Annotated in this window: 24 protein-coding genes; 23 read left to right on the top strand and 1 reads right to left on the bottom strand. The window is 66.0% G+C overall.

Annotation, left to right across the window (positions count from 1 at the left end):
• Window positions 1–19 precede the first annotated feature (19 nt).
• From dbpB to ABFX54_RS03880, 18 genes are all read left to right on the top strand, one after another.
• The gene (gene dbpB / locus ABFX54_RS03965; RefSeq protein ID WP_346101497.1) at window positions 20–1,114 is read left to right on the top strand and encodes a DGQHR domain-containing protein DpdB; all 1,095 of its coding nucleotides are present in this window, start codon (window positions 20–22) and stop codon (window positions 1,112–1,114) included.
• Between the two features lie 43 nt (window positions 1,115–1,157).
• Window positions 1,158–1,283, top strand: coding sequence for a hypothetical protein (locus tag ABFX54_RS03960; protein WP_346101496.1), 126 nt, complete (start codon window positions 1,158–1,160; stop codon window positions 1,281–1,283).
• Window positions 1,284–1,595: 312 nt separating this feature from the next.
• The gene (locus tag ABFX54_RS03955; protein WP_346101495.1) at window positions 1,596–1,967 is read left to right on the top strand and encodes a hypothetical protein; all 372 of its coding nucleotides are present in this window, start codon (window positions 1,596–1,598) and stop codon (window positions 1,965–1,967) included.
• Between the two features lie 354 nt (window positions 1,968–2,321).
• Entirely contained in the window at window positions 2,322–2,807 is a 486-nt protein-coding gene (locus ABFX54_RS03950) for a hypothetical protein (RefSeq protein WP_346101494.1), read from the top strand.
• A complete protein-coding gene (locus ABFX54_RS03945) occupies window positions 2,800–3,093 on the top strand; it encodes a hypothetical protein (protein ID WP_346101493.1) in 294 nt (97 codons plus the stop codon). Before ABFX54_RS03950 ends, ABFX54_RS03945 begins: the two co-directional genes overlap by 8 nt.
• Window positions 3,094–3,584: 491 nt before the next feature.
• Window positions 3,585–3,803, top strand: a complete 219-nt coding sequence (locus tag ABFX54_RS03940; RefSeq protein ID WP_346101492.1) for a hypothetical protein — start codon at window positions 3,585–3,587, stop codon at window positions 3,801–3,803.
• Between the two features lie 30 nt (window positions 3,804–3,833).
• Window positions 3,834–5,102 carry an FAD-dependent monooxygenase gene (locus ABFX54_RS03935; protein ID WP_346101491.1) on the top strand — a complete coding sequence of 423 codons (1,269 nt, stop codon included), beginning with the start codon at window positions 3,834–3,836 and terminating at the stop codon, window positions 5,100–5,102.
• A 784-nt stretch (window positions 5,103–5,886) separates the two neighbouring features.
• Entirely contained in the window at window positions 5,887–7,092 is a 1,206-nt protein-coding gene (locus tag ABFX54_RS03930) for a hypothetical protein (protein ID WP_346101490.1), read from the top strand.
• A 230-nt stretch (window positions 7,093–7,322) separates the two neighbouring features.
• On the top strand, window positions 7,323–8,060 hold the full coding sequence (locus tag ABFX54_RS03925) for a hypothetical protein (protein WP_346101489.1): 738 nt from the start codon (window positions 7,323–7,325) through the stop codon (window positions 8,058–8,060).
• Between the two features lie 55 nt (window positions 8,061–8,115).
• The gene (locus tag ABFX54_RS03920; RefSeq protein ID WP_346101488.1) at window positions 8,116–8,688 is read left to right on the top strand and encodes a hypothetical protein; all 573 of its coding nucleotides are present in this window, start codon (window positions 8,116–8,118) and stop codon (window positions 8,686–8,688) included.
• A gap of 214 nt (window positions 8,689–8,902) precedes the next feature.
• The gene (locus ABFX54_RS03915; protein WP_346101487.1) at window positions 8,903–9,502 is read left to right on the top strand and encodes a hypothetical protein; all 600 of its coding nucleotides are present in this window, start codon (window positions 8,903–8,905) and stop codon (window positions 9,500–9,502) included.
• Window positions 9,503–9,697: 195 nt separating this feature from the next.
• Entirely contained in the window at window positions 9,698–10,303 is a 606-nt protein-coding gene (locus tag ABFX54_RS03910) for a DNA cytosine methyltransferase (RefSeq protein WP_346101486.1), read from the top strand.
• A 120-nt stretch (window positions 10,304–10,423) separates the two neighbouring features.
• Window positions 10,424–11,584: a tyrosine-type recombinase/integrase gene (locus tag ABFX54_RS03905; RefSeq protein WP_346101485.1), complete on the top strand. Its 1,161-nt coding sequence runs from the start codon at window positions 10,424–10,426 to the stop codon at window positions 11,582–11,584.
• A complete protein-coding gene (locus ABFX54_RS03900; RefSeq protein ID WP_346101484.1) occupies window positions 11,581–12,516 on the top strand; it encodes a hypothetical protein in 936 nt (311 codons plus the stop codon). The genes ABFX54_RS03905 and ABFX54_RS03900 overlap by 4 nt, the downstream gene beginning before the upstream one ends.
• A 58-nt stretch (window positions 12,517–12,574) precedes the next feature.
• Window positions 12,575–14,005, top strand: a complete 1,431-nt coding sequence (gene istA, locus ABFX54_RS03895; RefSeq protein ID WP_346101483.1) for an IS21 family transposase — start codon at window positions 12,575–12,577, stop codon at window positions 14,003–14,005.
• Between the two features lie 132 nt (window positions 14,006–14,137).
• Window positions 14,138–14,341, top strand: a complete 204-nt coding sequence (locus tag ABFX54_RS03890) for a hypothetical protein (protein ID WP_346101482.1) — start codon at window positions 14,138–14,140, stop codon at window positions 14,339–14,341.
• 254 nt (window positions 14,342–14,595) lie between these two features.
• Complete coding sequence (locus tag ABFX54_RS03885) at window positions 14,596–15,024, top strand: DUF6205 family protein (RefSeq protein WP_346101481.1); 429 nt, start codon at window positions 14,596–14,598, stop codon at window positions 15,022–15,024.
• A gap of 123 nt (window positions 15,025–15,147) precedes the next feature.
• The gene (locus ABFX54_RS03880; RefSeq protein WP_346101480.1) at window positions 15,148–15,693 is read left to right on the top strand and encodes a hypothetical protein; all 546 of its coding nucleotides are present in this window, start codon (window positions 15,148–15,150) and stop codon (window positions 15,691–15,693) included.
• A gap of 184 nt (window positions 15,694–15,877) precedes the next feature.
• Here ABFX54_RS03880 and ABFX54_RS03875 read toward each other — a convergent pair whose 3' ends face one another.
• On the bottom strand, window positions 15,878–16,036 hold the full coding sequence (locus ABFX54_RS03875) for a hypothetical protein (protein WP_346101479.1): 159 nt from the start codon (window positions 16,034–16,036) through the stop codon (window positions 15,878–15,880).
• Window positions 16,037–16,580: 544 nt separating this feature from the next.
• Here ABFX54_RS03875 and ABFX54_RS03870 point away from each other — a divergent pair.
• The 5 genes from ABFX54_RS03870 to ltrA all read left to right on the top strand — a co-directional run bounded on the left by ABFX54_RS03870 (window position 16,581) and on the right by ltrA (window position 24,005).
• Window positions 16,581–17,162, top strand: a complete 582-nt coding sequence (locus tag ABFX54_RS03870; RefSeq protein WP_346101478.1) for a hypothetical protein — start codon at window positions 16,581–16,583, stop codon at window positions 17,160–17,162.
• A gap of 626 nt (window positions 17,163–17,788) precedes the next feature.
• The gene (locus ABFX54_RS03865; protein ID WP_346101477.1) at window positions 17,789–19,018 is read left to right on the top strand and encodes an AAA family ATPase; all 1,230 of its coding nucleotides are present in this window, start codon (window positions 17,789–17,791) and stop codon (window positions 19,016–19,018) included.
• Window positions 19,019–19,037: 19 nt separating this feature from the next.
• Complete coding sequence (locus ABFX54_RS03860) at window positions 19,038–20,633, top strand: VWA domain-containing protein (protein WP_346101476.1); 1,596 nt, start codon at window positions 19,038–19,040, stop codon at window positions 20,631–20,633.
• Between the two features lie 113 nt (window positions 20,634–20,746).
• Entirely contained in the window at window positions 20,747–21,772 is a 1,026-nt protein-coding gene (locus ABFX54_RS03855) for a DUF6744 family protein (RefSeq protein WP_346101475.1), read from the top strand.
• 931 nt (window positions 21,773–22,703) lie between these two features.
• Window positions 22,704–24,005: a group II intron reverse transcriptase/maturase gene (gene ltrA / locus ABFX54_RS03850; protein WP_346101474.1), complete on the top strand. Its 1,302-nt coding sequence runs from the start codon at window positions 22,704–22,706 to the stop codon at window positions 24,003–24,005.
• Window positions 24,006–24,202: the final 197 nt, after the last annotated feature.

Genomic DNA, 24,202 nt, shown 5'->3' with positions numbered 1-24,202 from the left:
CCCTCTCGAAAGGCCACCGATGACCGACGCATACGTCCTGCGGCTGCCCGCGCTGGCCATCAGGCAAGGCGCCCATACCCTCTACCAGTTCGGTGTCGACGGCAAACTGCTGCCCGGCTTCGCCACCGTCTCCCGCATCCACCGTGACGACGACGGCAACTTGCTCGGGTACCAGCGGCCCGAAACGCACAACCATATCCAGGGCATCCGCCGATATCTGGAGTCCCAGGGCGCTCTGATGCCCACCTCCATCACGCTGGCGTTCAATCACCAGGTGGCGTTCGAGCCGATCGACATCCCGACGGTCGTCGACTACGCCACGCTCGGGGTGCTGTCCATCCCGGTCGACCCCGCGCTCGACGACGTCGACAAGCCGGCCTTGATCGTGGACGGCCAGCAGCGCGGCGCTGCCATCCGCGGCGCCAATCTTGATCAGTGGCCGATCTCAGCGGTCGGGTTCGTTGCCGACCCCGACGAGCAGCGCACCCAGTTCATTCTCACCAACAACACCAAACCCCTGCCCAAGGGGCTGATCCACGAACTGTTGCCATCCGCGAGCGGCACGCTGCCGGCCGCGTGGCAGCGCCGCCAGGCGCCCGCCACGATCCTTGCCCAGCTCAACACCACACCCGGCGCGTTCCAACATGCCATCCGCACCCCCACCGAGCCTGATGGCCGTGTCAAGGACACCGCTGTCCTCCGCATGATCGAGGCCAGCCTGTACAACGGCGCGCTCTACCGATACCGGAACCCTGACGACGGCACCGTCAACGTCGACCAGGCCGTCAGCCACCTGCTCACGTTCTGGAACCTCGTGGCCAAACGATGGCCCACCGCGTGGAAACTCGAACCGCGCCTGTCTCGCCTCACGCACGGCGCTGGGATCCAGGCCGTTGGCGTCCTCATGGACGACCTCACCACCGACCGGCTCGACACCGAGGCCATCTGGACCGCACTGGACCGCATCGGCGATCAGGCCGCTTGGACGTTCGCCGACGGCACTTGGCAGCTTCGCACCGGCGAGATCCGCCGGTGGAACGACTTCCAGAACGTCGGCGCTCACGCCCGCCTCCTGTCTGACCACCTGCGCTACCTGGCCAAGCTCCTCGGCTAACAACCCCGAGCCGTTCACATCCGACGCCTGAAAGCAGAACACCATGGCATGGACTGGGCCGCTGGTCCCCATCACCAAGACCACCGCACGGCGGTGCTACGGCACTGGCCAGCACATCGCCGTCGGCAACGAGCACCACGACACCGTCGCCGCAACACACCACGGCTAAGCCTTCACCCGCGCGGACATGCAGGGCAGGTCGTTCGAGGAGATCGCCGAGATATCCGTCGATGGCCGGCGGCCGTCGGCCGTGTTCTGGTACGCGCCGACTCTCGCCGAGAACAGCGGCGGTCGCTGACGCCCGCGCTGCCGAGCGCAACCCGGGCATCTGTAACCGCTTCACCTGGAGGCCCTAGTGACCACCTCGGGCGGCCCGTTCGGAGGGCCGGCCGCCCTCGGCTCCGAGGGAAGCCCATGACGCTGGCCCTGCTATCGGCCTGGCTCGCCCTGTTAACCGGCCGCTACTCGTTCCGAGGTGCCCATGACCGACATCCGCAAAGGCGACCGCGTCGCCGCCGACGTTTACGGCTGGACGGCGACCGGCGTCGTGACCAAGGTCCTGACCCACGACGTGGTGCTCGCCTGTGACTCCCCCGGAGACTGCTCCGGAGAGGACGGCAGGTGCGTCGGCCACAAGGTGATGAGGGCGCACGCGATCGTGACACGCCGAGCCCGGCGCAAGCCCGCCGATGTCCGGTTCGAAACCGTACCCGACTCCATCCGGCGATGGCAGCGCACGTTCCGCCGCAGCTGGGCCTATCGGCCGTTCGACGTCACCGCATGGCGTGACCACCCCGATCTGCTCGCCGTCGAGATCGACGGCGAGGTACTGCTCGACAAGGAACACCAGTGATCCGCATCGATCCGGCAGAGCTGCCACGCCTGCGCGAGCTGGCCGCCCGTCGGCGGCAGGTCCTCACCACCGCCGACAACCTCGACGAACAGGGCCTCGGCAACCAGGCCAGCAGTACCACGACGTCGGCCAACGACCTCGACCGCGAGCTGACCTGCGCCCTCACAGACCTGCTCGACCTCGAACGTGACAGCACGCCGCGCGGACCTGATCGCCCTGATCAACACGCACTCTGGCTGACCTCAGGCGGCCCGGCCGAGCGCCGTACCGCCCACCCACCCCCGCAACCCAGTGGAGAACCCCTTGCCCGGCCCTACTCAGCCGCCATGGACGCCGCCGCACCGCACTGTCCCCATGGACTACCTCGACGGCGACACCAGCCAGGTCCTGCGCGGTTACCGGTACGAACTCCTCGTCGAGTGCCGCGCGCACAACATCCACCGTAAGGCAGTCACCCCGTACACCAGCCTCTTCGGCGGCTACGGCTTCGTCATCCAGGGCGACCGCCGCTACGGCGACAAGAACACCGTCACCCTCTGGACGACCCGCCACACTTGGCAGAGGTTCCACCTCAAGGCCGGCAGCGTCAGGTACCGCACGCTGATGAACCTACCGGAGTACGGCCACCTGCTGGATGCCGTCGCACGGGACTATCCGCCGGGCAGCCTGACCGCGGAGCTGACGGCGACGCTAGCGCAGATCCTCCAGCTATGGGCCGCCGCCAAGGCCGACGGTCGCAACCACCTGGACTTGCGTCAGGTCGACGAGGTGGTGGCCGCCCGGCTCAACCACTTCGTCCGGGCGTGGCTCGACAGCGGCAAGGAGAACGCCGATGCGTGACCCGTACGCCGCCGTGGACAAGGTCGAAGCCGCAGCCAACGCCGCGGGGTTCCACGCCGAAACCAAAGAGGAAGACCGGAGGGTCTTCCTGACGCTCACCGGCCACGGCAAGGCCATCCGCGTGCACTACATCGTGCACAACCTCGCCACCGGGTACCGCGCGTTCCACTACGCGGAGGTCCGCAACGAGGGGGATGACCTGTGGGCCGACCACGAGACGGTGTGGTCGATGCGAGCTCTGCTCGCCCGACTCACTGAGGCCGGCAGCAAGGAGCCCGGCCGATGAAATGCGTCGAATGAGGCCAGAAGAACAAGCCGAAACGGCCGCATCCGCCGCGAGCAGAAAGTGATCTAAGGTGATAAGCCCACGATCTTTGGCTACCTCGTCCAGAGGCCCGACGGAGCGCTGTCGGGACCCGCGGCCATCGAGCCCCCGCTGCCGCTGCTGTACCGCCGGCTGGCGGGACGACCTCTTCGGCGCCGGGTCCGTCGCGCTGCTGGATGACACGAATGGGACCCCGGCCACGCTGCGGCCGGACATGATTCCGCACCGGGTGGACGGCGTTGACCCGGTCCATCCGGTGACCGTTCGCTAGGCCACGACCCGTACGAGGCGTGGTGATCGAACGGCGCCCACCTCGGCCTCGACACCAGCACACCTGGTAGCTGCGCGCCCATCGCTACCCCGGACTTGACTATCAATCTGACCGGAAGACCCGTCACACTTGTCATGGTGCTGCATTTCGAGCATCATGATGCGAATCGAACGGAGGATTTATGACCTATCGGGACGCACGCGAGATAGAGCCGCACTGGTTTGTCTACGTAGAAGTGCCGGACAGCGCAGAATCACCGTGGCGCGAAGTCGAGATGGTGATCACAACAGACCATCACGTTTACCTGCTGGGCGCGCAAGGTCTGCTCCTAGGCGTTGCAGCGCTGGGTGACCGGGTTCGCAGTATCACGCCAGTGGAGTGGGAATCCCTGCAACGTTGATCCGCGGCTTATGAAACGGAGAGTCTGAAGATGGCCAATCAACCGGACATAGCCATCGTAGGCGGGTCCATCACCGGGCCGACGGCGGCTCTACGCCTACACCAAGAGGGATTCACCAACGTTCACATCTACGAAGCTTCGCCCGAACCAATGGCACAGGTTGGCGGAGCGATAACTTTAGAACATCCTGCGCTTGGTGTGCTAGATACAATTGGCGTTCCCCAAGCGGAAATTGTTCCCTTTCCAAGTGAGCGCATCGTATCGATAAAAATAGCGGACCGTTCGGAGTCTCGGCGTTTCGAGACTTTGTATCCGGGTCGCCACACCGCCTGGCACCTGATCAACAAGAGTCTCATCACGCGCTTGCCACCCGGGATGTTGCAGACCGGCAAGCGTGTCGTGGGACTAGATATAGGCGCTGATGAGCGACCGCGGCTGCACTTTCGTGATGGAGAGACGGCCTCCGCTGACCTTGTCGTTTTCGCCGATGGCCGTCGATCCATTGGCCGTAGCATTCTCGAGCCCAAGCGGTCTCTCGAGTACTCCGGTATCGTCGCATGGAGAGGACAGAGCGCCTGGGCTCCTAAAGACCTGCAAGACTACACCCGGTACGAGCCAGAAACGACGCGCCTAGCCGTTTTCCCCATGGTCTTATCCAATGGGGATCTTGGCAGCGACTGGGCCCTGTACATGCCTATGAGCGAAAGCCGCTTCACCGAGGTATGCGGCGTGTCCCCCACGCAACGTAGTTTCATTCTTCCGCACCAGGTTAGCGACAAGGCCAAGCAACTGGTGGTAGATGAAGCGCACCGCATGCTCACACCAGACGCGATTCGTATGGTGGAGGCAACCATAAGCTGGTCGGCCGCACCGCTGCTGACGACGCAGCCGCCACGGCAAATGGCATTTCCCATCGGGCGCGGCCACGCAGTGTTGGTGGGCGACGCTCTCGCACCCGTCTCACCCTTGACAGGCCGAGGAGCAAACAACGGTGTCGAGCAGATCAATGACTTGACGGCCACCCTGGTCCAGTGCACCCGCTACGGTTCTGACATCACCGCCGCCCTCCAAGGCTGGGAGCGTCGCATGCTACCCACCGTGCGTTTCTCCTTGGAAGTTGGCCCCAAGCTGGCACAACGCCTCGGACTTCAGGCATCCGCGCGCGCGAGCGCGGCCCACCTCCGCTCATCGACCACGACTGAGCCACCCCGCCATCGTCCGGAGAACCTGAATACTGACCAGCGAACCACGTCTCCGGCACCGATGAACACCAAGCGACCGCAGCCGCGCGTTCGCTGATACGTCACTCGCCCACACGGGTAAGACCAGCGCTCTGATGCAGCTGGCCGATACAGACGTCGTCAGACCCCGCGGCTGCTGCTGAAGGAGTATCGGGAGTGGCATGACGACTTCTCGGCTGGGAGTAAAGCGCGCTCCTCGATGACACGCAGCGCGCCCGGCTCCGCAAGGAGGGGCACGAGGCGAACACGACCCTGGCCAGGCTGCGGCCGGATACGATCCCACACCGGGGGAGCGCGTTTCGCCGGTGCACAGGGTGACCACCACGCAGACGACCCAACGGGACAAGAACCATTCGTCCAACGGGGCGTTCATCCGGGAGACCGATCACTGCTTCTGGTGACTGCGCTGCCCGTGCGGCTTCCATGCGGTGGTCGAGTCGTCGAGGAAGACAAGCGGCACAAGAGCGGACGCGACACCCCACTGCAAGGTCATGGCTGCTGAGACGCCCAACCCGCAAATTGATCACGAGTAGAGCCGCGACGGCGGTGCTGTCTGGCGTCACGGCCGGACGGTAGCCGCTTGGCTTGCCTAGCTGGCGCACGCACTGGCCTTGAGCCGACAGCGCCAGATCGTCCACGACGCCGCCCGCCGCGAGCACAGGCACATCACGCACGTCATCACCCGAGTTCTCCCGAGAGCGACGAGCGAGCAGCGTCAACCGTCCCCGTTGCCCTCCGGCCTCGATCCACCTGCTCTCAGCAACCCTATTTCTTATCCACGCGACGCCCCAACCGCGGCATCGGAAACGTGACGACGCACGGCAGCCACGAAGCCCGACAGCGTGACCGCTCCCCTCCCCGGCTTGTGCACCTCGAGGACCCTCCTACGATGCCGGCCATCCGATAGACAAGAAGAACCATCAGCAGTGATCAACTACAGTTCCCCTGACCACGTCGATCAGCTACACAACCGCGCGGCCGCCATCAAAGGCCGAGCCCTCACCCTCGACACTAGCCGAACCGAGCCCGTCACGGTCGGCGACATCGAATCAGGGGACATCTTGCTCAGCCTCAACGGCAACGACTTCCCCTTCCCCTTCACCATCAGCACCGTCACGCAGGTCGGAACATACGGCGTCGTCCTGACCGCAACGCACGGATGGTTCACCCCCGGCCGCGTCCATGCGAACGACCCTGCCGTCAGGCTCGTCCGCGACTCGCTGCCGTACGCCTTCCCCGACGTGGAGCGGTGCGCGGCCGCAAACCAGGCCGCCGCGTTCCTGCCCGTCCGCGACGCATACACGTTGCCTTGCCTGACGATCGCCGGCGTTCAGGTATACGCCTACCTTGATCCAAAAATCGGAGCCGTCCGCGTCTCGGTCGACCTCGATACCCCCGGCCCAGGACTATGCCGGAGCGACTCCACCGTCCCGGTCCGCGTGGACATCGGCGACTCCACGGTGTTCGACGACAGCGATACAGCCCGCGCCACCGGCAAGGCAACCACCAACACCACGAGAATCCTCGCCGAGTTGGAAGAGGCCCTGACAGCCGCCTGGCAGATCATCACGAACAACGACGGGAAGAGCTGCGACAGCGCCGAACGCAGGTGGACGATGGACATCCTCGCGCTCATCGCCGAGGAAGTGCACAAGCGCCGCCCGGACCTGCAGCCCGGTCGCCTCGCCCAGCCGAACCCCTCCTCCAAACAGCGCTGGTCAGTGCTGCGCCGCCTCGTCGCCCACCAGTACGACGGCAACGCCACCGACGCGCTCCTAGAGCTCGCCGACGTCGGCGACATCGCCGTCAACTACCTCGACAGGGAATGGTTCGCCATCTACCTGGAAGATCACTACGACCTACCCCTCACCGACGACGCGTGGCAGGCCATCGCCGCCGAACTAGGCGGCTACGACAAGCACGTCTGCGACTACGCGGAACCCAACGTGCAGAACGACTTCGCCGACCAGGTACTGGAGGCCGCTGGTGTGCTCCCCGATGAGGACACCGACGCCGACGACGCCGACGGCGAACTCATCGGCGGCTGATGCCGCTCGGCGGCAGAATCCTCATCCGCGGCCGTGCCGCCTGGGCGGCGGGACCCCGCCTGCCCAGCTGTTTGCCGCCCGGCCGTGTGGCCAGCGCGGTCGGGCAATTCCGGCGGCTTGAGACGAATGTGCTCGCTCCACGCTGGCACTACCCCGGCCCACGGCTTCACCGTCCGTCGACAACCGCTCGACGGGATCACCCTCAACGCCCCGAACGGAGCCCCTCAACCGTGACCACCGCCCGCGCCGTTCCGGTCGTGCCGTTCAACGTCGACCGCGCCACGCTCACCGCATACCTTGACGCCAGCCCAGCCTGGGAACGCTGGGGCGGCACCAACGCTGTCGCCAAGTACCGCCACGACGACGAGGCGCACGGCCACCTCAACGTGCTCATCCCTCGCACGGACGAACCCGACTGCGCCGACGAGGATCGCGACATGCTGGCCACGGCCGCTTACGCAGTCAACGCCGTGGCGCTCGGGATCGACCCGCGCACCAGCAACGACGTGATCGAGCGGCTGGTCGCCGCGTTCAGGCTCGCCGGGCCCGACAGCGACATCGCGCGCATCGTCTCCGGTCAGGTAGAGCCCGAACCAGACCTTCCCCCCGCCCCGTTGACGCTGCCGGAAGACATCCAACTCACCTACACCATCAACAACGGCACCGACCACTACCGCAACATCGACGACGAGGCTGACCGATCCAGCATCGACATCGAATGCAGGTACGGCGACCGCAGCGAATGGTGCATCAGCGCCGCGGCACACGAATTCGGCTGGGACAAGCGCGACCCCGACATCGCGATCAGCTTCCTAGGACGCGCATACGAGCACCACGAGGCCCGCGCCCTGATCACGATGCTCACCCAGCTTGGCCCCAACGGCACCCTCCGCGATGTCATCGCCCTGCTCGACCAGCTCGGCGCGAAGAACATCTGGGACGTCATCGCCCAGAAAGGACAGCAGTGAGCAGCCTCCATGACACCCTCCTTCGCCGTTCGACGAAACCCAGGATGGGCACCTGATGATCACCAGCACCGCCAGTTCCCGCTCCATGACCACGCGGCACCTGCCCATCGAAGTGCTCAACAGCGGCCCCTACATCACACCGGACGCGCTCCACAGCTACCCGACGACCACGCACGCCAGCATCACGCACACCTCCCACGGTCGGGAGGAACACACCGTCACCGTGGTCCACATCGCCGGCTGCCCCCTCCTGAAGCCTTCCGCTCCGGACACCACCTCAAGCCTCGTTGGGGAGTGGGTCGGAACGGGCCTGGACATGCACCGCGCGACCGGAGCGTACTTCTACTGGTGTAACCGGTGCATGTCGCACCGGTACAACCACGTCGTCCTGCCTGATCACACTCGACGCTACCGGCCCGCCGGCTCGATCGGCGTGTGGGAAGCCCGCGACCTGGGCTGGGCTGAATGGGCCGTCGCCGTCGAGACGGAAGGAGGCTGGCAGGTCCTCGACTGGACCGTCCTTCGCGAGGAGGCCGACAGAGCCGCCGCAGCGGCCGCGACCAAGCCGCAGATCACTGCCACGCTGGTGCTGTCTCATCGCGACTTCCCCAGCCAGGCGGGAACATGACACCCCGTCACCGGCGGAGCCAGTACCGCCTCGTCGTCCGGGGCGCCGTCTCCCTCGCCGGCAATGGCCGCCAACGAGCAGGCGGTCCAAGCGCCGCAGCCGCGCATTGTCGAGCTCTGTCGAGTACCAGCCCGTAACCCTCTCGGCCCGCGGGGTTGATCGCAGCTCGCTCCGCGCGCATCGGCAACTCCGCTTCTCCTCCTCGAAGGAAGGCATGAAGCTAACCCCTGTACAAATCGACGATGCCCGGCATCTGACTGAGCAGATCGCCGAGGACCTCGGCGACTACACTCTCTGCCGCGAGAACAAGCACGCCGGATTCTGGATCCAGCGCGGTGTTGAAAAGCTGTCCCTGCACTACAGCAGCCAGCCTGGCCGGGTCACAATTGAAGGGCACTATCCCGAAGGATCTTCCCGGGTCACGGCGGGGTGGGCCAAGCCTCACAGGATCACCTGCGCTGTCTCGCGTGGCCGCAGCGCGATCGCGGGCGACATCACCCGCCGGCTGCTGCCCGCCTACCACGCTGACCTCGACAAAGTCCTACAAGCGGTAGCGGACCATCTGCAGGATGTGGATCAGCAGCGCGCCACCGTGGCCGCGATCGTAGCCGCGATCCCGAACGCGGACAGCTGGGGTTCGAGCACCGACCACCGGGTTCGCACTCCGTACCGCGATCACCAGCGGGTATTTGCCGACTTCCGCGTCACCGACACCGGCCTGACCGTGATCCACATGCAGGTGCGCAGCCTCGAGCACGTCCTCCGGATTGCCGAGATTGCCGGGAACCTGATGACCGACCAGCGAGCCCGCTAGCCGGTCGGGCTGACGCGCCTGGCACCAGGCGCCCCTGGCACCTCCTCGATTACCGCTGCAAGCCGACCCGCGGCCCAGGGCGGCGTCTGCGTTCACCAGCAGCTCGCCATCGCTTCCACCGCTCGGCTATCTTCCCCGCGCCGGAAGGTCATGACTCTTCTCTGCCGCACGTTCCCCTACGACTTCGACTGCCCGATGCCCGACCTGACCGGGCTGACCGATGATGAACTGCGCCGCCTGGCCGACCCGTGGCCGGTCGAGTGGCTGTACGAACCCGCGCCCGACGCTCCGATCCGGGTCGTCAACCTATTCGCAGGGCCAGGCGGCTGGTGTACCGGAATTCGTGACGTGCTCGGCCAGGACGTCGACATGATCGGGGTCGAAATCCATAAGGACGCGGCCGCCACCGCTGAAGCGGCCGGATTCCGCCGTATCGTCTCTAACGTCCGCCACCTTGACCCCCGCCATCCCGCTCTGCATTGGGTGAAGGCGCTGCTGGTGTCGGCACCTTGCGGCTGCTGGACGCCGGCGGGCAAACGCGCCGGCCTCCAAGAACGCAATCTCGACCTTCTCCTGGACGTATTCACCATGGCCGCTGAGGCGACCCTGGGACACTGGCACGACGCCTTTCCCTGCGACGACGGCGCCGATTGCGGCATCTGCCGCGGCGATGAGAGCTGGGACCTGGATGGCTGGACCGGGCCTCTGCTGACGTTGGAGGAGGCACGCTCACCCATTGCTGACATGACCGACGAGCGGGTCGGCCTGATCGCGGAAGTGGTCTTCTCCGGGGGTCTCTGACCTGTGGCGTGATGTTGCAGAACACGAACTGCTCAAAGGTTCCGCAACAGTTCTCCTGTGGTGCGACTCCTGCGGCTGGTAGTTGTTCAACTCCAGTACGTGAGCAAGCAAGGAGAGCGAGTGCGTGCGTTCCCAGTGATCATGCCGTCAGGCGCCCGGTATTGGACGGTGCTCGGCGAGGACCTGGCAGTAGTACGAGTAGCTGATCAGTTCCTGCGCGAGCTGCGATTCGGCCGGGATCGAGCCGAGTCGACGACCGAAGCGTATGCACGGGCGATCGCGATGTTCCTGAGGTGGTGCACGGGAACGGGCAGGCAGTGGCAGACGGCGGCCACGGATATGGGCCTGTTCATGACCTGGCTGAAGTACATTCCCGCTGGCGACGAGCACGCCACGGTGGTGCTCGGTCCGGGCATGAAACCGGTGCGCAGCGAGCGTCGAATCAACGCGATTTTGACGGGAATCCGTGGGTTCCTGTCTCACGCGATCGCCGCCCAGCAAGCGCCGGCGTGGATCCTCGGCCAGATCTACGACCTTGCCGATACGCGGGACCTGCCCATAGAAGCGCAGGGGGAAGACGCCGGCCTGGCCTATCGATTGAGAGCGCGGCATCGGCTGCAGGAGCCAGTGACGACAGTCGACCGGGCCAGCGACGAGGAGATCCTCGCTCTGCTGAACGCCTGCTATTCCGCGCGCGACCGGCTCATCGTCTTGTTGATGGCCAGGGCTGGACTACGGCGAGGTGAGACGGCTGGGCTGCGCCGCAGCGACATCCACTTCCTGATGGACTCCCGGGCCCTGGGCTGCCCGGTCGAAGGCGCCCACCTGCACGTCGTCCGCCGCCCGAATGCCAACGGCGCCTGGGCCAAGTCCCGTCGGCAGAGAAGCGTGCCGGTCGACTTTCTCCTTGTCCAAGCCATGGACCAGTACATGCTCGAGCGACAGGAGTGCGTCGAGGCGCGTGCCTGCGACTTTCTGCTGGTCAATCTGTTCCGGTCACCGCTGGGTGCTCCAGTGTCGCCTGATGGCGTCGGCGAGCTCGTCGAGACGCTGGTGACCCGTGCCGGTGTCCGTCGATCTGTCACGGCCCATACTTTGCGACACGCCTTCGCCAGCAACATCGCCGATTCCGGCGGCATGTTGGATGAGATCCAGGCTCTGATGGGGCACAAGCGCCCCTCCTCCTCCGACCCCTATCTGCACCCGGCGACAGCGCGTCTGCGTGAGGCCGTTGAGCGTGTTCCGAGCCCTCGTGAGTTCGGCCAGGAGGCGGGGCGATGACGTTCGCCACGGTCGACACGCGCACCTCTGGAGACCATGCCGATGATGAGCAGGCACGAACGCTCTGGGGCCTGATCGAGCCGAGGTTTCTCGCACTTTTGTCCTGGGATCCGAACATCAAGATCGTCACCTTCCCCGCGGACCATCCCGAGCTGGGCTACGACATCTGCCGGGTCACTTGGTGCGAAAGGCCGACGAGGCTCTGGCATCGGCTCTGCCCAGCTTGTTACCAGCGGTGGAGAAGAAGTCATCCGCTCGATGAGAGCAAGGATTGCCTGGAAGCCTTCGTCGTCAGTACGTCACGCACTCCTGCACGGGCGACCGGAACGCGCATCGAGCCCTGCGCCGTCCTAGGCTGCCCCCGGGCCTGGAAATCATCGACCACCCGGCTCTGCACCGCGCACGAGTATCAGTGCTATCAGATGCTGAGACTGCCTCTGGATCAGTTCCTGCTCCGTCCGGAGACAGTCCCGCTACCGTCGTTCGGCATCTGCCAGGTCGCGGCATGCGAACGGCAGCGCGAGGGTTGGGGCCCCTACTGTCGAGCGCACGCCGCGAAGTGGGCACGTCTTCGGGGCAGCGAGCCGGACGCCGATGAAGATCACTGGCGGCGAACCACGTCCGCTATCGCCGTCAACGGCAAGGTGAGTCTCCGAGGCCTTTCCAACCTGGTGGTGGCTCAGATCCTTTACGGGTTGCAGGAACGGACCAGGGCCGGGACGGCGACCATCGATCACCAGCTTCGTCTGGTCTGCAATCTGGTGCGCGAGGGCGAGCTGACCCAGCTGAGTGCCCTGCCAACAGATGGAATGGGCAGGTCGGTTCGGGGTCTGCGCAACAACATGCTGAAGTTCATCGAATGCGTGTGTCGGCGTACAAGTGAACGTGCGCCAGCGCGTACGGATGAGAATGCACCGTTCTTGATGCGGTAACGCAGCGTTACTGCGAAGCTACTGTCCTCTGTTCGGAGTCGATGGAGGGCGGCTGACGGTGGTCTTGGACCCGCATCGCTGGTTGGAGCTGAGGCGGTTTCGCAGCCTGCACGAGTCCGGTGCGATGAGCTTGCGGGAGATCGCGGCCGAGACCGGGCTGAACCGGCGGACGGTCGCCAAGTACCTGTCGGGCGAGGTTCCGGTGGTGCCGCCGAAGAGGGCACCCAACACTCGGCCGCGGCAGCGCGTGGTGGACGAGGTCGCGCCGCTGATCGACGCCATGTTGCGGGCGGAGATCCTGCTCAAGGGGGCGGTGATCCACGAGCGTCTGGTGGCCGACTATGGATTCACCGGCAACTACCAGCGCGTCAAGATCTACTTGCAGGAGGCGCGGCCGCGGATCGCGGCCGAACTCGGGATCAGTCCGGGTGAACTGGCGGGGCTGCATCGCCGGTTCGAGGTGGTGCCGGGCGCTCAGGCGCAGGTGGATTGGGGCGACGAGGGCAAGATCTTGGCCCACGTCGGCATCGGGAAGGTCTACTCCTTCCACATGACCTTGTCCTACTCGCGCGATCCGTTCTGCTGCTTCACCACCAGCCAGGATCTGACGACCTTCTTCGACTGCCACCGCCGGGCGTTCGAGCACTTCGGTGGGGTGCCGATGTCGATCGTCTACGACCGCACCAAGACGGTGGTCCGACGCCACGTCGCCCCAGGTGAGGCTGTCCCCTTGCATCCCGAGGCGGTTGCCTTCGCCGGGCATTACGATTTCGACCCCGATGTGCTGGCCGCCTATCGGCCCACCGGCAAAGGCCGGGTTGAGCGGCAGGTCGCCATCGTCCGTGACCATGTCCTGGCCGGGCGCGCATTCTCCTCGATCGAGGAGCTCGACGCCGCCTTCGCCGCCTGGGTTCCACTGCGGCGCTCCAAGGTCCACGGGACTCACGGCGAGGTCATCGGCCTGCGAGCGGTCCGTGACCACATGGCCTTGCGGCCGCTGCCGTCCACCACGTATGTCGTGGCCCAACGGCATCTTCGCTACGTCGGCAAGGACTGCCTGATCGCCTTCGAGGCGAATCTCTATTCGGTCCCGGCCCGCCGGGTGCAACCGCGCCAGCTGGTCGAGGTCAGGGCGACCAAGGCTCAGATCATGCTGCACGCCACCACACCCGACCACACCGGACAGACACTGCTGGCCGCCCATCCGCGGGCGGTGGGCCGCGGCTGCCGCGTTGTGGACGAGCGGCACTGGGACGGCCTGCCCACCGGAGCCGGACGACGCGTCACCGCGGGCCACGACCTTCCCGTTCACCAAGGCCAGAGCAAAGGCCGCAACGGCCCAGAGCCGACCCCAGGATCCTTGGCAGGCCTGCTCAACCGGACCGCGGCCGCCCAGGTCGAGGTCGGCCGGCGTCCCTTGTCGGTCTATGACGAACTGACCGGCACCCGCCCGTTCAACACCGATCACACCACGAAGGAAGCCCGTTGACCGAGCTGGTCTCCACCCGCATCCGCGCCACCGCCGCCAAGCTCGGCCTGCCTCATCTGGCCGAGGCCTCTCACTCGGCCAGGCGAGCCACTGCACGGGCTAGCCGAGGACTTCGCCCTGTCCTACGACGATATGCCTGACCCGCCCGAGGATGCTGAAGCCGGCAAAGACCTTCCCATCGAGGTCATGCGACAGCTCTGCGCAAACCTGCCGTCCGTCTTGGAACCCAACGGGCCGGAAGTCCTGCCCGACGTAGATCACGACAGTGGCATCGACATCACCAACCCTTCTGATCACGACTTGAAGGAGTTGGCGAAGGCACTCAACGAAGAATGATCTTCGTGTGCTGATCGGTGAGATCAGTCAGCATGCGCACTTCCTGATCTCCACCGGTTCCGTCGACGTTACCCGAATTTCAGAGCCTGCCGTTGCGTTCTCCACTGCGCAGCAGCGAGCCTTCCCGCCCGAGTCGTTCGTGGCGCACGCTCGCCTACGGCGCTCATACCGCCGCCATGAACTCTGCGAGCACCCCTCATGCTGAGCGGCTGGCCCATGCGGGCCGACGTTCATAACCCCGCGATAGGAGAGCATTGGGCTACCACAGCAAGCTGCGCGGCGAGATCCAGTTCCACCCGCCCGTTTCAGGGCCGGAACTGGCGCCGCACTCCCGATTCATCCCGACCGGCAGCTCCTGGGACGAGGGTAAGCGCCTGGTCTGGCTCAAGATGGACGAAGAGATCGTTCCGACGTACGACGGAATCCGCACTCGGGTGCGGGCCGTGGGCATACGTACGAGCCAGGGCGATGAGCTGCGCGCTGACGACCTTTTGTCCGAGGTGGACGAGATCTGGAAAGTCTTTCGCTTCTGCCCCGACGGCACGCCCAGGACGTTCAACGGCGAAATTCGCGTCTTCGGCGAGGAATCGCCGGACGTCTGGCGCGTCATCATGATCGCCAACGAGCCGGTTGAGCAACACCCAAAGCTCGTCTGGCCCGACGGCACCGAGGAGGATGTGTGACACATATCTCGACCAGGTGGGGTGCCGTCGAGAGGCTGGGGCGGGCAGAGATTACAGGTCACCGCCTGACTGTGCAGGACGCCCTGCCTGAGACGAGTGCCGTGCGAGCCTACGGACCGGCCAGTGGCTGAGCTGTGCAACTGCTGCGGCAAACTGCACGAAGAGAACTGTCCAGCACCGGTGCGCGAACCGCCGTCTGGGCTGGTGGGCGCCGACGGCCGGTTGACGCCGGCCGGCGCGGCGGTCGAGGACGCCGCGAACTACCTGGCCATGCGCGGATACCTGGACCCGAACGGCGATGAGTTCCCGGACTGGGTGCTTGCCGAACTGGCAGACCTCTACCAAGCAGGTACGTGCGAGTCCTGTCCTGGCACTCTCACCGGCAGCACCCTGGCCGACCACTTCCTGAGCCGCAAGCAGGAGGAGTACGAACGCTCCGTGCCAACCTGGGAATGTAACTGCGGCCGGAAGTTCAAGGTGCTCCCAGAGCCACGCGGCGAGGCATACTTCGAGGCTCGCGCTGATGGGCTGATGGGCGACCTGATCGGCTATGTCAGGCTTGACTCCCAGCGGCAAAAGGCCAAGCACTCCGACGCCTGCCCGGACTGCAAGCACAAGTTCGCCGACACGATTGCTGAGCAGCTCGACCCCCAGCAGGCACTGTTCTAACAGCGCGGCGCAGCAAGACGGACGCCCCCGGGACGACCGAAGGATCGCCCGGGGCGCTGACAGCCCGGCACCGCGGCCGACCCGCGCCTGGGCTGCCCCACGGGCTTAGCTGACCTCGATGAACCTGCCCTCGTCCAGCGCGAGAAGTCCGTTGACCGTGATGACGAAACGGCCCAGCTCATGCTTACGGCTGAGCGACTCGCCACAGACGGTTGTGCTGCCACGGATCGTCATAACCCGAGAAGCTTCTCCGCTCGATCCCGTCGACGCCGGCCAGATCATCGAAGGCCGGTCCGTCCTCATACTCGTCCAGCACGACGACCTGATGCTCTTCGGCCGCCAAGGCCTACATCAAGTCGTTCCGTCTCCCGGAGACGATAGCCATGAAGTCGTCACGGTCACGAACCACGTACTCATCCGCGCCGCGGTACAGGCTGGCCGCCCATTCGGCCCCGAGCGCGGGATCCGGGGGATAGCTGGCCAGCAACGCCCATTCCCTGGCAGAGGCGGAGATCAGATAGGCAGGGCCCCGTCTCCCGGGGACGGGCTGAAGGCCAGTGACGACCTAGCCCGCTTCCAACAGCCGATACACGTCCGCAGAGACATTCGCGGGAAGGCCCCCCGTTACGGCCGGGGTCGACGTCCATGAGCCACCTGATCGATGGCTAGGCGCGCACGATCGGGCAAACCGCCGACGCCTCTCCAACGCGAATGATCTCACGTCAGCCTCAGATGACCCCGGTGCCGGTGTCAACGCGGATGCCACACCGGCACCCGGCTTCGCGAAGCTACCGGGCACCAGCTGAAGGATTCCGCCATTACTCCCGGCCTATCAAGCGAGCCCCCACGACCGCGCTCCGCACCGCCCACGCACCGAAAGAGGAGAAATGATCGAAATTGAGGACGGCTACGAGGTGGCCTACGACCTTGCGCTGGTGCTGGCCCACGCGGAGGCGGCTGTCGCGGCCGATCCGCACGCGGCCCTCGACCTCGCCACTGACGGAAGTTGCCTGCGATTCACCGCTGACGACCCGGTGGTGATCTGCGCCCAAGACCAGGCCGCCCTGCCTGATGACGTGATCTGGATGCGGCTGGACCAGCTGACGTGGCGCGCCGGCAAGAGCGACAGCACGTTGTTGGAGATGATGCGCGACCTCAAAGCTGACGGCGGTATCCGCCTGCGTTTCATGTGGTCGCCCTGCGTGAGAACGAGCTGGATCATGACGGGGAATCCTCGGATGGACCAGCGGCGTCCACCGTACGACGTCCCGGAGCGGTACATGGTGCTCTCGATGACCTCACCGACGCACTACGCGATCATTGACCTGGAAAAAGGGCTGCCCTACCGGCAGGGGCCAGGCCGGAGCGGTATGCAGGCAGGTCTTGAGGATATGCGCGCACTGTGTGCCCGCCTCAACGCCGAAGCCACGTGCCTGACCAGCTCGGAAAGCCCTCCCGCATGCCCATGACGGTGGCCGACCGGGACCAGCCCGCTACACCCGGCACGGCGCCCGACGCTGTGCTCGGCCACCCGGTCGAGCATGCGCCGCTACAGCACATGGCAGCGGGGCGAGGACGACAGGGCGCGCCGCGCGTCTCCTGATCTCCTCCGCACACACCTGGCGTAGGGACGCCCCTTGATCCCTGCGAACCGTTCCACCAGGGTCAGCACCGAGCTGGCAGCATGCGCGGCGGCACCCGCCTGATGAAGCTCTACGAGGTCGTGCCCCCGCACAGGCCCGACGGCCCCCGCATCACCCGCCCGGACAACGGCTGCTGCGACCGGCGCATTACCCTTCGAACGATCCGCTCACGGCGCGGCGCGCTTCCGGCACGAGAAGGGCCACCGCGCTCGGCTCGACGTCTGCTTGAGGGCTACCGCGAGCGCTGCGCTTCAGAAAGCAAACCGCTGCGCGGTCGCCTACGGCGAGCTTTCCTTCGCTTCGCTGGCTTCGCGGTGACGTAGCCCTCAGACGCCGAGCCGCCCCCGCCCCGAAGCCCCAGCACGGACACACGACCACCGTCTGGCGGCATGCCTGTACGCGGACGCCCCCTCCCTCCCCTTTCGCTTGACCCGTCTTCAGATGGAGTGTCCATGACCCAGTCCACGATGGCCGCGCCAACCCTCGCGCCGGTCGGCCCGACCCCTTCGGGCTTCTCCTCTACCTCCGCGCGCGTACGCGCGATCACCGAAGAACTGTCTGATCAGTTCTACGAGCGGTCCGAGGTGATCAGAGCGCTGATGGTGGCGCTGCTGGCCGCGAAGCACAGCCTTGTGCTCGGCCCGCCCGGCACGGCGAAGTCCGAGCTGGCCAGGGCGCTGACCGGAAGGATCACCGGAGCCACCTACTGGGAGATCCTGCTGAGCAAATTCAGCGACCCGAAGAAGATGTTCGGGCCGGTCGACGTGGCCGCGCTGATGCAGGGCACATACACGCAGATTTTCGACGGCCGCGCGACGAAGGCTGACATCGCGTTCATGGACGAGATCTTCAAGTGCTCCACCGGGGCGTTGAACGAGACGCTCGCATTGCTGAACGAGCGGCTTTATCACCCGGAATCCGGCGGGGCGCCGATCAGGTGCCCCCTGATCGGCGCGATCACGGCGAGCAACGAGCTTCCGGAAGACGCGGAGAGCGCCGCGATCTATGACCGGCTGCTGGTGCGGCTGGAAGTGAACTACCTGACTGATCCGTCGAACTTCGCGCGCCTGATCCGGTCCGTTCAGGTGCCCGTGACGGCCCCGCCGACCACCGTGGACCTGGTCGACCTGCGGGCCGCCGTCAGTACGTACGTACCAGCGATCGGCGTGCCGGAGGCCGTGATCGACGCCGTCTGCCAGCTGCGCGCCACGCTGCGCCGTGCCGAACTGATCGCCTCCGACCGGCGATGGAAGGCCGCGATGCGTCTCCTGCAGGCCAGCGCCTTCCTGGCCGGCCGTCCCGAGGTGACAGCGAACGACCTAGCCGTCCTGTCGCACGTGCTGTGGGACGCCCCGGCCCAGCGCGTCACCGTCGAACGGGAAGTCCTCCAGCTCATCAATCCAGACGCCCGCGCGGCATTGGATTTGCTGGATGCGATCAACGGTCTGGAGCAGGAGCTGGAGTCCAAGGCCGGTCAGTCAGCGGAGGCTCTGGCCGAGTGGGGCATGAAGGAGGCCCACAAGAACCTGGCCGCAGCCATGAAAGAGCTGGACAGGATGCGCGCCAACACGGTGCGGGCGAGCCGGCCCACGGACACGGTCGATCAGGTCATCGCCCGCTGCAAGGCAGTGCACGGGCGAGTCATGCAAGAGGCCCTCAGCATGCCCGCCGGCGGGCTCTGACCCGGACGAAGGAACTCCGATGGGTGTGCTGACCAAACTGAAAGACCTCGCCGACCGGGCCGGGCGGTGGCTCGCCCCGTCCCGCAGCTCCGCCACGAACGCGATCGTGGCCAACCAGTTCGACCGCATGGCCTGGCGCGATGTTCTGGACCAGTCGGCGGCGCTGCGCACGCTGGCTGACGACCTCGGTGAAAGTCACGACTACGTGGCCGAACTGCTGCAGGACGTGTGGACCGCCGCCTACAAGAGCGCGCCCCACTTGCGTCCTGGCGACGAGATGGACCCGTCACGCCTGGTCAACCACCAGGTTATTAAGGGCCTCATGGACGTGAGTGAATTCAGCGAGCTGCGGCGCCACACCGTTGGCGACCCCTACGTCGCGGCCATGGCTGTACTCGCTCACGCCAACACGCTCCGGCACATTCTGGCCCAGGCCGAAGCCGCGCAGCAGGCCGCCGCAGCCGCCGCCGAAGCGCGACAGCAACAAGCTGACGCCGCTCACGAGCTGCAGGCGACTTTGAAGGAGGCAGAACAGCAGGTCGGTCCCGACGACGAACTCAACGAACAGGCCGCCGCGGCGGTCGAGGCCGCGATCGACACGGCGCAAGCCGCCACCGGGAAGGCCGACCAAGCCGCGCACGCGGCGGCTGCGCAGGTGGCCGCCGTCGCGCCCGGCATCCGCATGGCGCTCCGCGCCGCCGCCAACACCGCTGCCGAGCAGGCCCGCGAGGAAGCCGCCCTGATGGCCTCCTGGGGCGTCAGCCCGGGCCAGCTGCAACGCATGAGCTTCGAGGAACGCCTCCACCTGGCGAATCGGTTGCGCACCGGCCGATTGAGCCGCTTCGCCGACTTGATCGGCCGCTTTCGCGTCATGGCGGGCGGGGAACGAGCTCGCAAGATCGCACACTCACCCGGTGAGCTGGTGGGCATCACGCTGGGCGACGACCTGTCCCGCGTGATCCCCTCCGAACTGGCCAGCCTCGCCATCCCCACACAACGCGCGCTCTTCGCCGCCCGTCTGGCCGAGAGGCGACTGATGTGCTACGACACCCGCGGCAATGACCAGGCGGGCAAAGGCGCCATCATCGCCTGCGTGGACTGCTCATACTCCATGAGCAATCCGCTCGCCGACGGCGTTACCGGCGAGGCGTGGGCCAAGGCTCTTGCACTGGCGCTACTGGATCAGGCCCACTGCGCCAAAAGAGACTTCGTCGGGATCCTGTTCTCCTCAGCCAGCGAACTTGAGGTGTTCCACTTCCCGGCCAGCCGACCGCGCAGCATTGACGAAGTCCTAGATTTCGGCGAGCACTTCTTCGGCGGCGGGACCGACTTCGCCGCTCCGCTCGATGCTGCCGTCGAGGTCTTGCAGGCCGAATACAACGATGCCGGCACACAGCGCGGCGACATCGTGTTTGTCACCGACGGCCAATGCGAGGTCACCGAAGACTGGATGCTCCGCTGGCTGGACGCCAAGCGGGCCCTGGGCTTTCGCACCTGGGGTGTCGCCGTCGCTCAGGCCCCCGGCCAGGTCCTCGAAGCGTTGTCCGACAACGTGCGCACCGTCATGGACGTGACCGACGTCCGCTCCACCGGCGACATGTTCCGCGTCATCTAGCGACGTCTCTCCCTTCTCCAGCACCAAGCACCGGCGCGTAGGCCCGGATGCCCGGCACCTGATCGCCGCGCATCCGGGCCTACCGCGTTTCCGCAGCCCTTCAAGGAGTATCGATGACCATCTCCCCGCCATCCGCGCGCCGTACAGGGATCTCCCCCTGGGAAGTCCGGCAGGACTTCGACGCCTACACCTCCACCATGGACGATGACCAGAGCCCCCTGCTGGGGCACCTCGTGCTGTACTCCGTGTTCGCGGGGCGCGTCACCGTCGACGACATGAAGTGGTGGTTCAGGGACCTGAACCTGGACGCAGCCTTCCTGCCTGCGCCGATCCGGCCGGTTGACGCCTTCGACACGGTCACCGGATCCCGTGGCGTGCGGCGCACCTACTCCTTGGGCAGCGCCAGCGCCACCTTGATGATTCGACATGTCACGCGCGATGCCCGGCAGGTCGTCCGGCATCTCGTCCGCGAAGTCCGAGATGAAAGGGAAACCCGCCTGCACTACGACGCAGGCCTGGCCGAGTGCGTCTTCCTCCGAGACAAGACCCGCGGCGCAGGCCCGGGTGCCGGGATCCTGTCGATTCGGTCCGATCGTGAGGCCATCGGCCATCTGTCCGAGGTCGACCGACGACAGGTGTATGAGGTACTGGAGGAGCTCGAAGACAGCTTCCGCCACCACTGCGTCTACCTCACCGCTGACCGGCTCCGCAGCCACATACGCTCCTACATCGAAGCACTCAGCGCCATCCGCATCCACAACACGCGTGGCGCATACTTCGTCCACCGAGAGCACGCCCGCACCGTCATGGCGTTGCGCGCACTGGTCAGTCGCATGGGTGATGGCTCGCGGCTCACACCGATCCCGCTGGCCGACCAGCAGGAGATGCGTGAAATGATCATCACCTCCTTCACCACCAAGGCGCAGAACGACCTGCACAAGCTGGGCATGGACATCGCGTTAGCTCAGCGTGAGCACCAATCCGATTCCGAGATCCGCAAGCTGCACCGCCGCTATCAAGCCCTCCGAACTGCCACCGCGGAGCACTCCAGCCTGCTGCGCACGACCCTCGACGACACCAACGCGGCCCTGGACCTCGTTCAGCATCAGCTCCGTGTGCTGCTCACCCCGACAACCTGACCGGTCAGGCGCCTACACCGGGCTCCGAGCAGCGACAGGTGAAACTCTGAGGCCGCCTTGACGGTGGGATGCCGCCTGTAGATGCAACCGCAGCGTCGACGTGGCCAAGGCCATGCCCGCGGCCCGAATCTGTAGAGCTTGGCGCCACCATCCGACGGCACGACAACGATCTGCACAGTGTCGAGCGCTCAGGCGGATCAGCCTGCGCCATCTTGACTGCCCTGGCCATCCACTGCCTGCAGGGCCCGCCTAACCTCGGGCTTTCGTGCGCCCAGCAGGACGGAGGTGAAGCCGTGACGTAGCGGCTGATCTTGCTGTTCGTAAGCTCGTCGTCGCTTGCCGGTGGAAGTCCGGTCCGGGTAGCTGCCAGGAGGCTCGGTAGCAGGCTGGCGGCTTCGTCTGGAAACGGGCGGGGTCGAAGCCCAGCGTCAATGGCCCTGTAATAGGGGGAGCAACGATGCAGTCCGTAGCATGACGCGAAGCCTGCGGCGTCGTTAGAGGTCCCGGCCATTGGTCGGGGACAGGGAGAGCCGAGCCTCCGAATCCAGGGCGAAGGCCACGGACGCGGTGAAGAGCCTGGAAGCGCAGCCGTCAAGGACTCCCCGGCGTATGGGGCGCGGAACGTATCGACAGTGGCGGCGGGAACTGGGGAGGCCCTCCCCGGCCCGGCAACCTGCGGAAATCGTGTTGCCGGAGCGTGGCGTCCTATAACCGGTCAACGCCGGGAAATGGAGTGTCGGCCGGGTGGGCGTCGGAGGCGGCCGTAGTACTGCTGGAGCCGACCGGACAACACAACCGGCGGTGAGGGAAGGGCCGCTGCTTCGTCGATGCGCAGCGACTGTGATGGAGGGGCCCGGTGAGTGCCGGTCAGGCTAGTCCCGCCGCGAAGGGATCGCGGGAACCACGGGTTCCGCGTGATCCGGTCCGTGCCTTGCAGCATGCGCTCTACCGGGCGGCCAAGGCCGATCCTGGACGTCGATTCCACGCGCTGTATGACAAGGTCTGCCGCAGAGACGTGCTGCAGCGCGGGTGGGTTGCGGTGCGCGCCAACAATGGCGCACCCGGTATCGACAAGACCACCCTGGCCCAGATCGAGGAGTACGGGGTTGCCCGGCTGCTCGACGAGCTGGGCGATGAATTGCGGGAGGGGCGGTATCGTCCGCTTCCGGCGCGGCGGGTCTTGATCCCCAAGCTGGGCACGGCCGAGCAGAGGCCGCTGTCGATTCCCGCCGTTCGCGACCGGGTTGTGCAGGCCGCGTTGAAGATCGTGTTCGAACCGGTCTTCGAGGCGGACATGCTGGGCTGCTCGTTCGGGTTCCGGCCGAAGCGCTCGGCGCACGACGCCTTGCAGGTGCTCGTCGATGAGTGTTATCGCGGGCGCCGGTGGGTGGTGGAGACGGACATCGCCGATTGCTTTTCGGCGATTCCGCATGAGGAGTTGATACGAGCGGTCGAGGAACGCGTCTGTGACCAGTCCGTTCTCAAGCTCTTGCGCGCGATCTTGCGTGCTGGAGTGATGGAGGAGGGGCAGGTGCGTCGGCTGGTCACCGGAACCGCGCAAGGCGGGGTGATCTCACCCGTCTTGTGCAACGTCTACCTGCATCGACTCGATCGGGCGTGGGATGACGGTGATGGGGTTCTGGTGCGCTATGCCGACGATGTGACGGTGATGTGCTGGTCTCGCAGCCAGGCTGAACGCGCGCTCGCGCGTTTGACGGCGCTGCTGGCCGATCTCGGCTTGGAGCCGAAGGCGGCCAAGACCCGGATCGTGCATCTGGAGGTCGGTGGGGAAGGGCTGGACTTTCTCGGCTTTCACCACCGGCTGGTGCGCAGCTCGGGTCGGGACGGCAAACGGCCTGTCACCTTCCTCGCCCGCTGGCCCGCCTACCGGGCCATGCAGCACGCCCGTGACCGGATCCGTCAACTGACACTCCGGTCTCGATTGCTGCTGCGCCCGGAAGTGATCGTGGAGGACATCAACCGGTTCCTGCGCGGCTGGGCCGCCTATTTCCGGTTCGGTAACTCCTCCCGGCACTTTAACAAGATCAGGAGCTATGCGCGGATGCGAATGGCGCTCGTGCTTCGCAAACGCCATCGCCGTTCGCGAGGGTTCGGCTGGTCGGTTGTGGCCTTCCAGTCCCCGGACCAACTCGGCCTGGTCACGTTGTCGGGAATCGTCGTCGCACCCAGGCCCTTCCGGGACTGGCGGGGGACGCCGAATGCCAGGCGGTGAACGACGTCGGTGAGCCGTGTGCCGGAGAACGGCATGCACGGTTCGACGGGCGGGGACTGGAAACGGAGCAATGAACCTGAACACGGTCACTGGGGTGGCACAACCGACCGGGAAACCGGCGGAACATGAAGGCCCCAGGCCCTACCGCCAGGAGACGCCACCGCGCCAGCCCCCGACCCTACGCGGTGAATTTCGCC

It is taken from the genome of Nonomuraea maheshkhaliensis, assembly GCF_039529435.1.
Classification (GTDB): domain Bacteria; phylum Actinomycetota; class Actinomycetes; order Streptosporangiales; family Streptosporangiaceae; genus Nonomuraea; species Nonomuraea maheshkhaliensis.
This window is presented reverse-complemented; position numbering and strand designations above follow the sequence as displayed.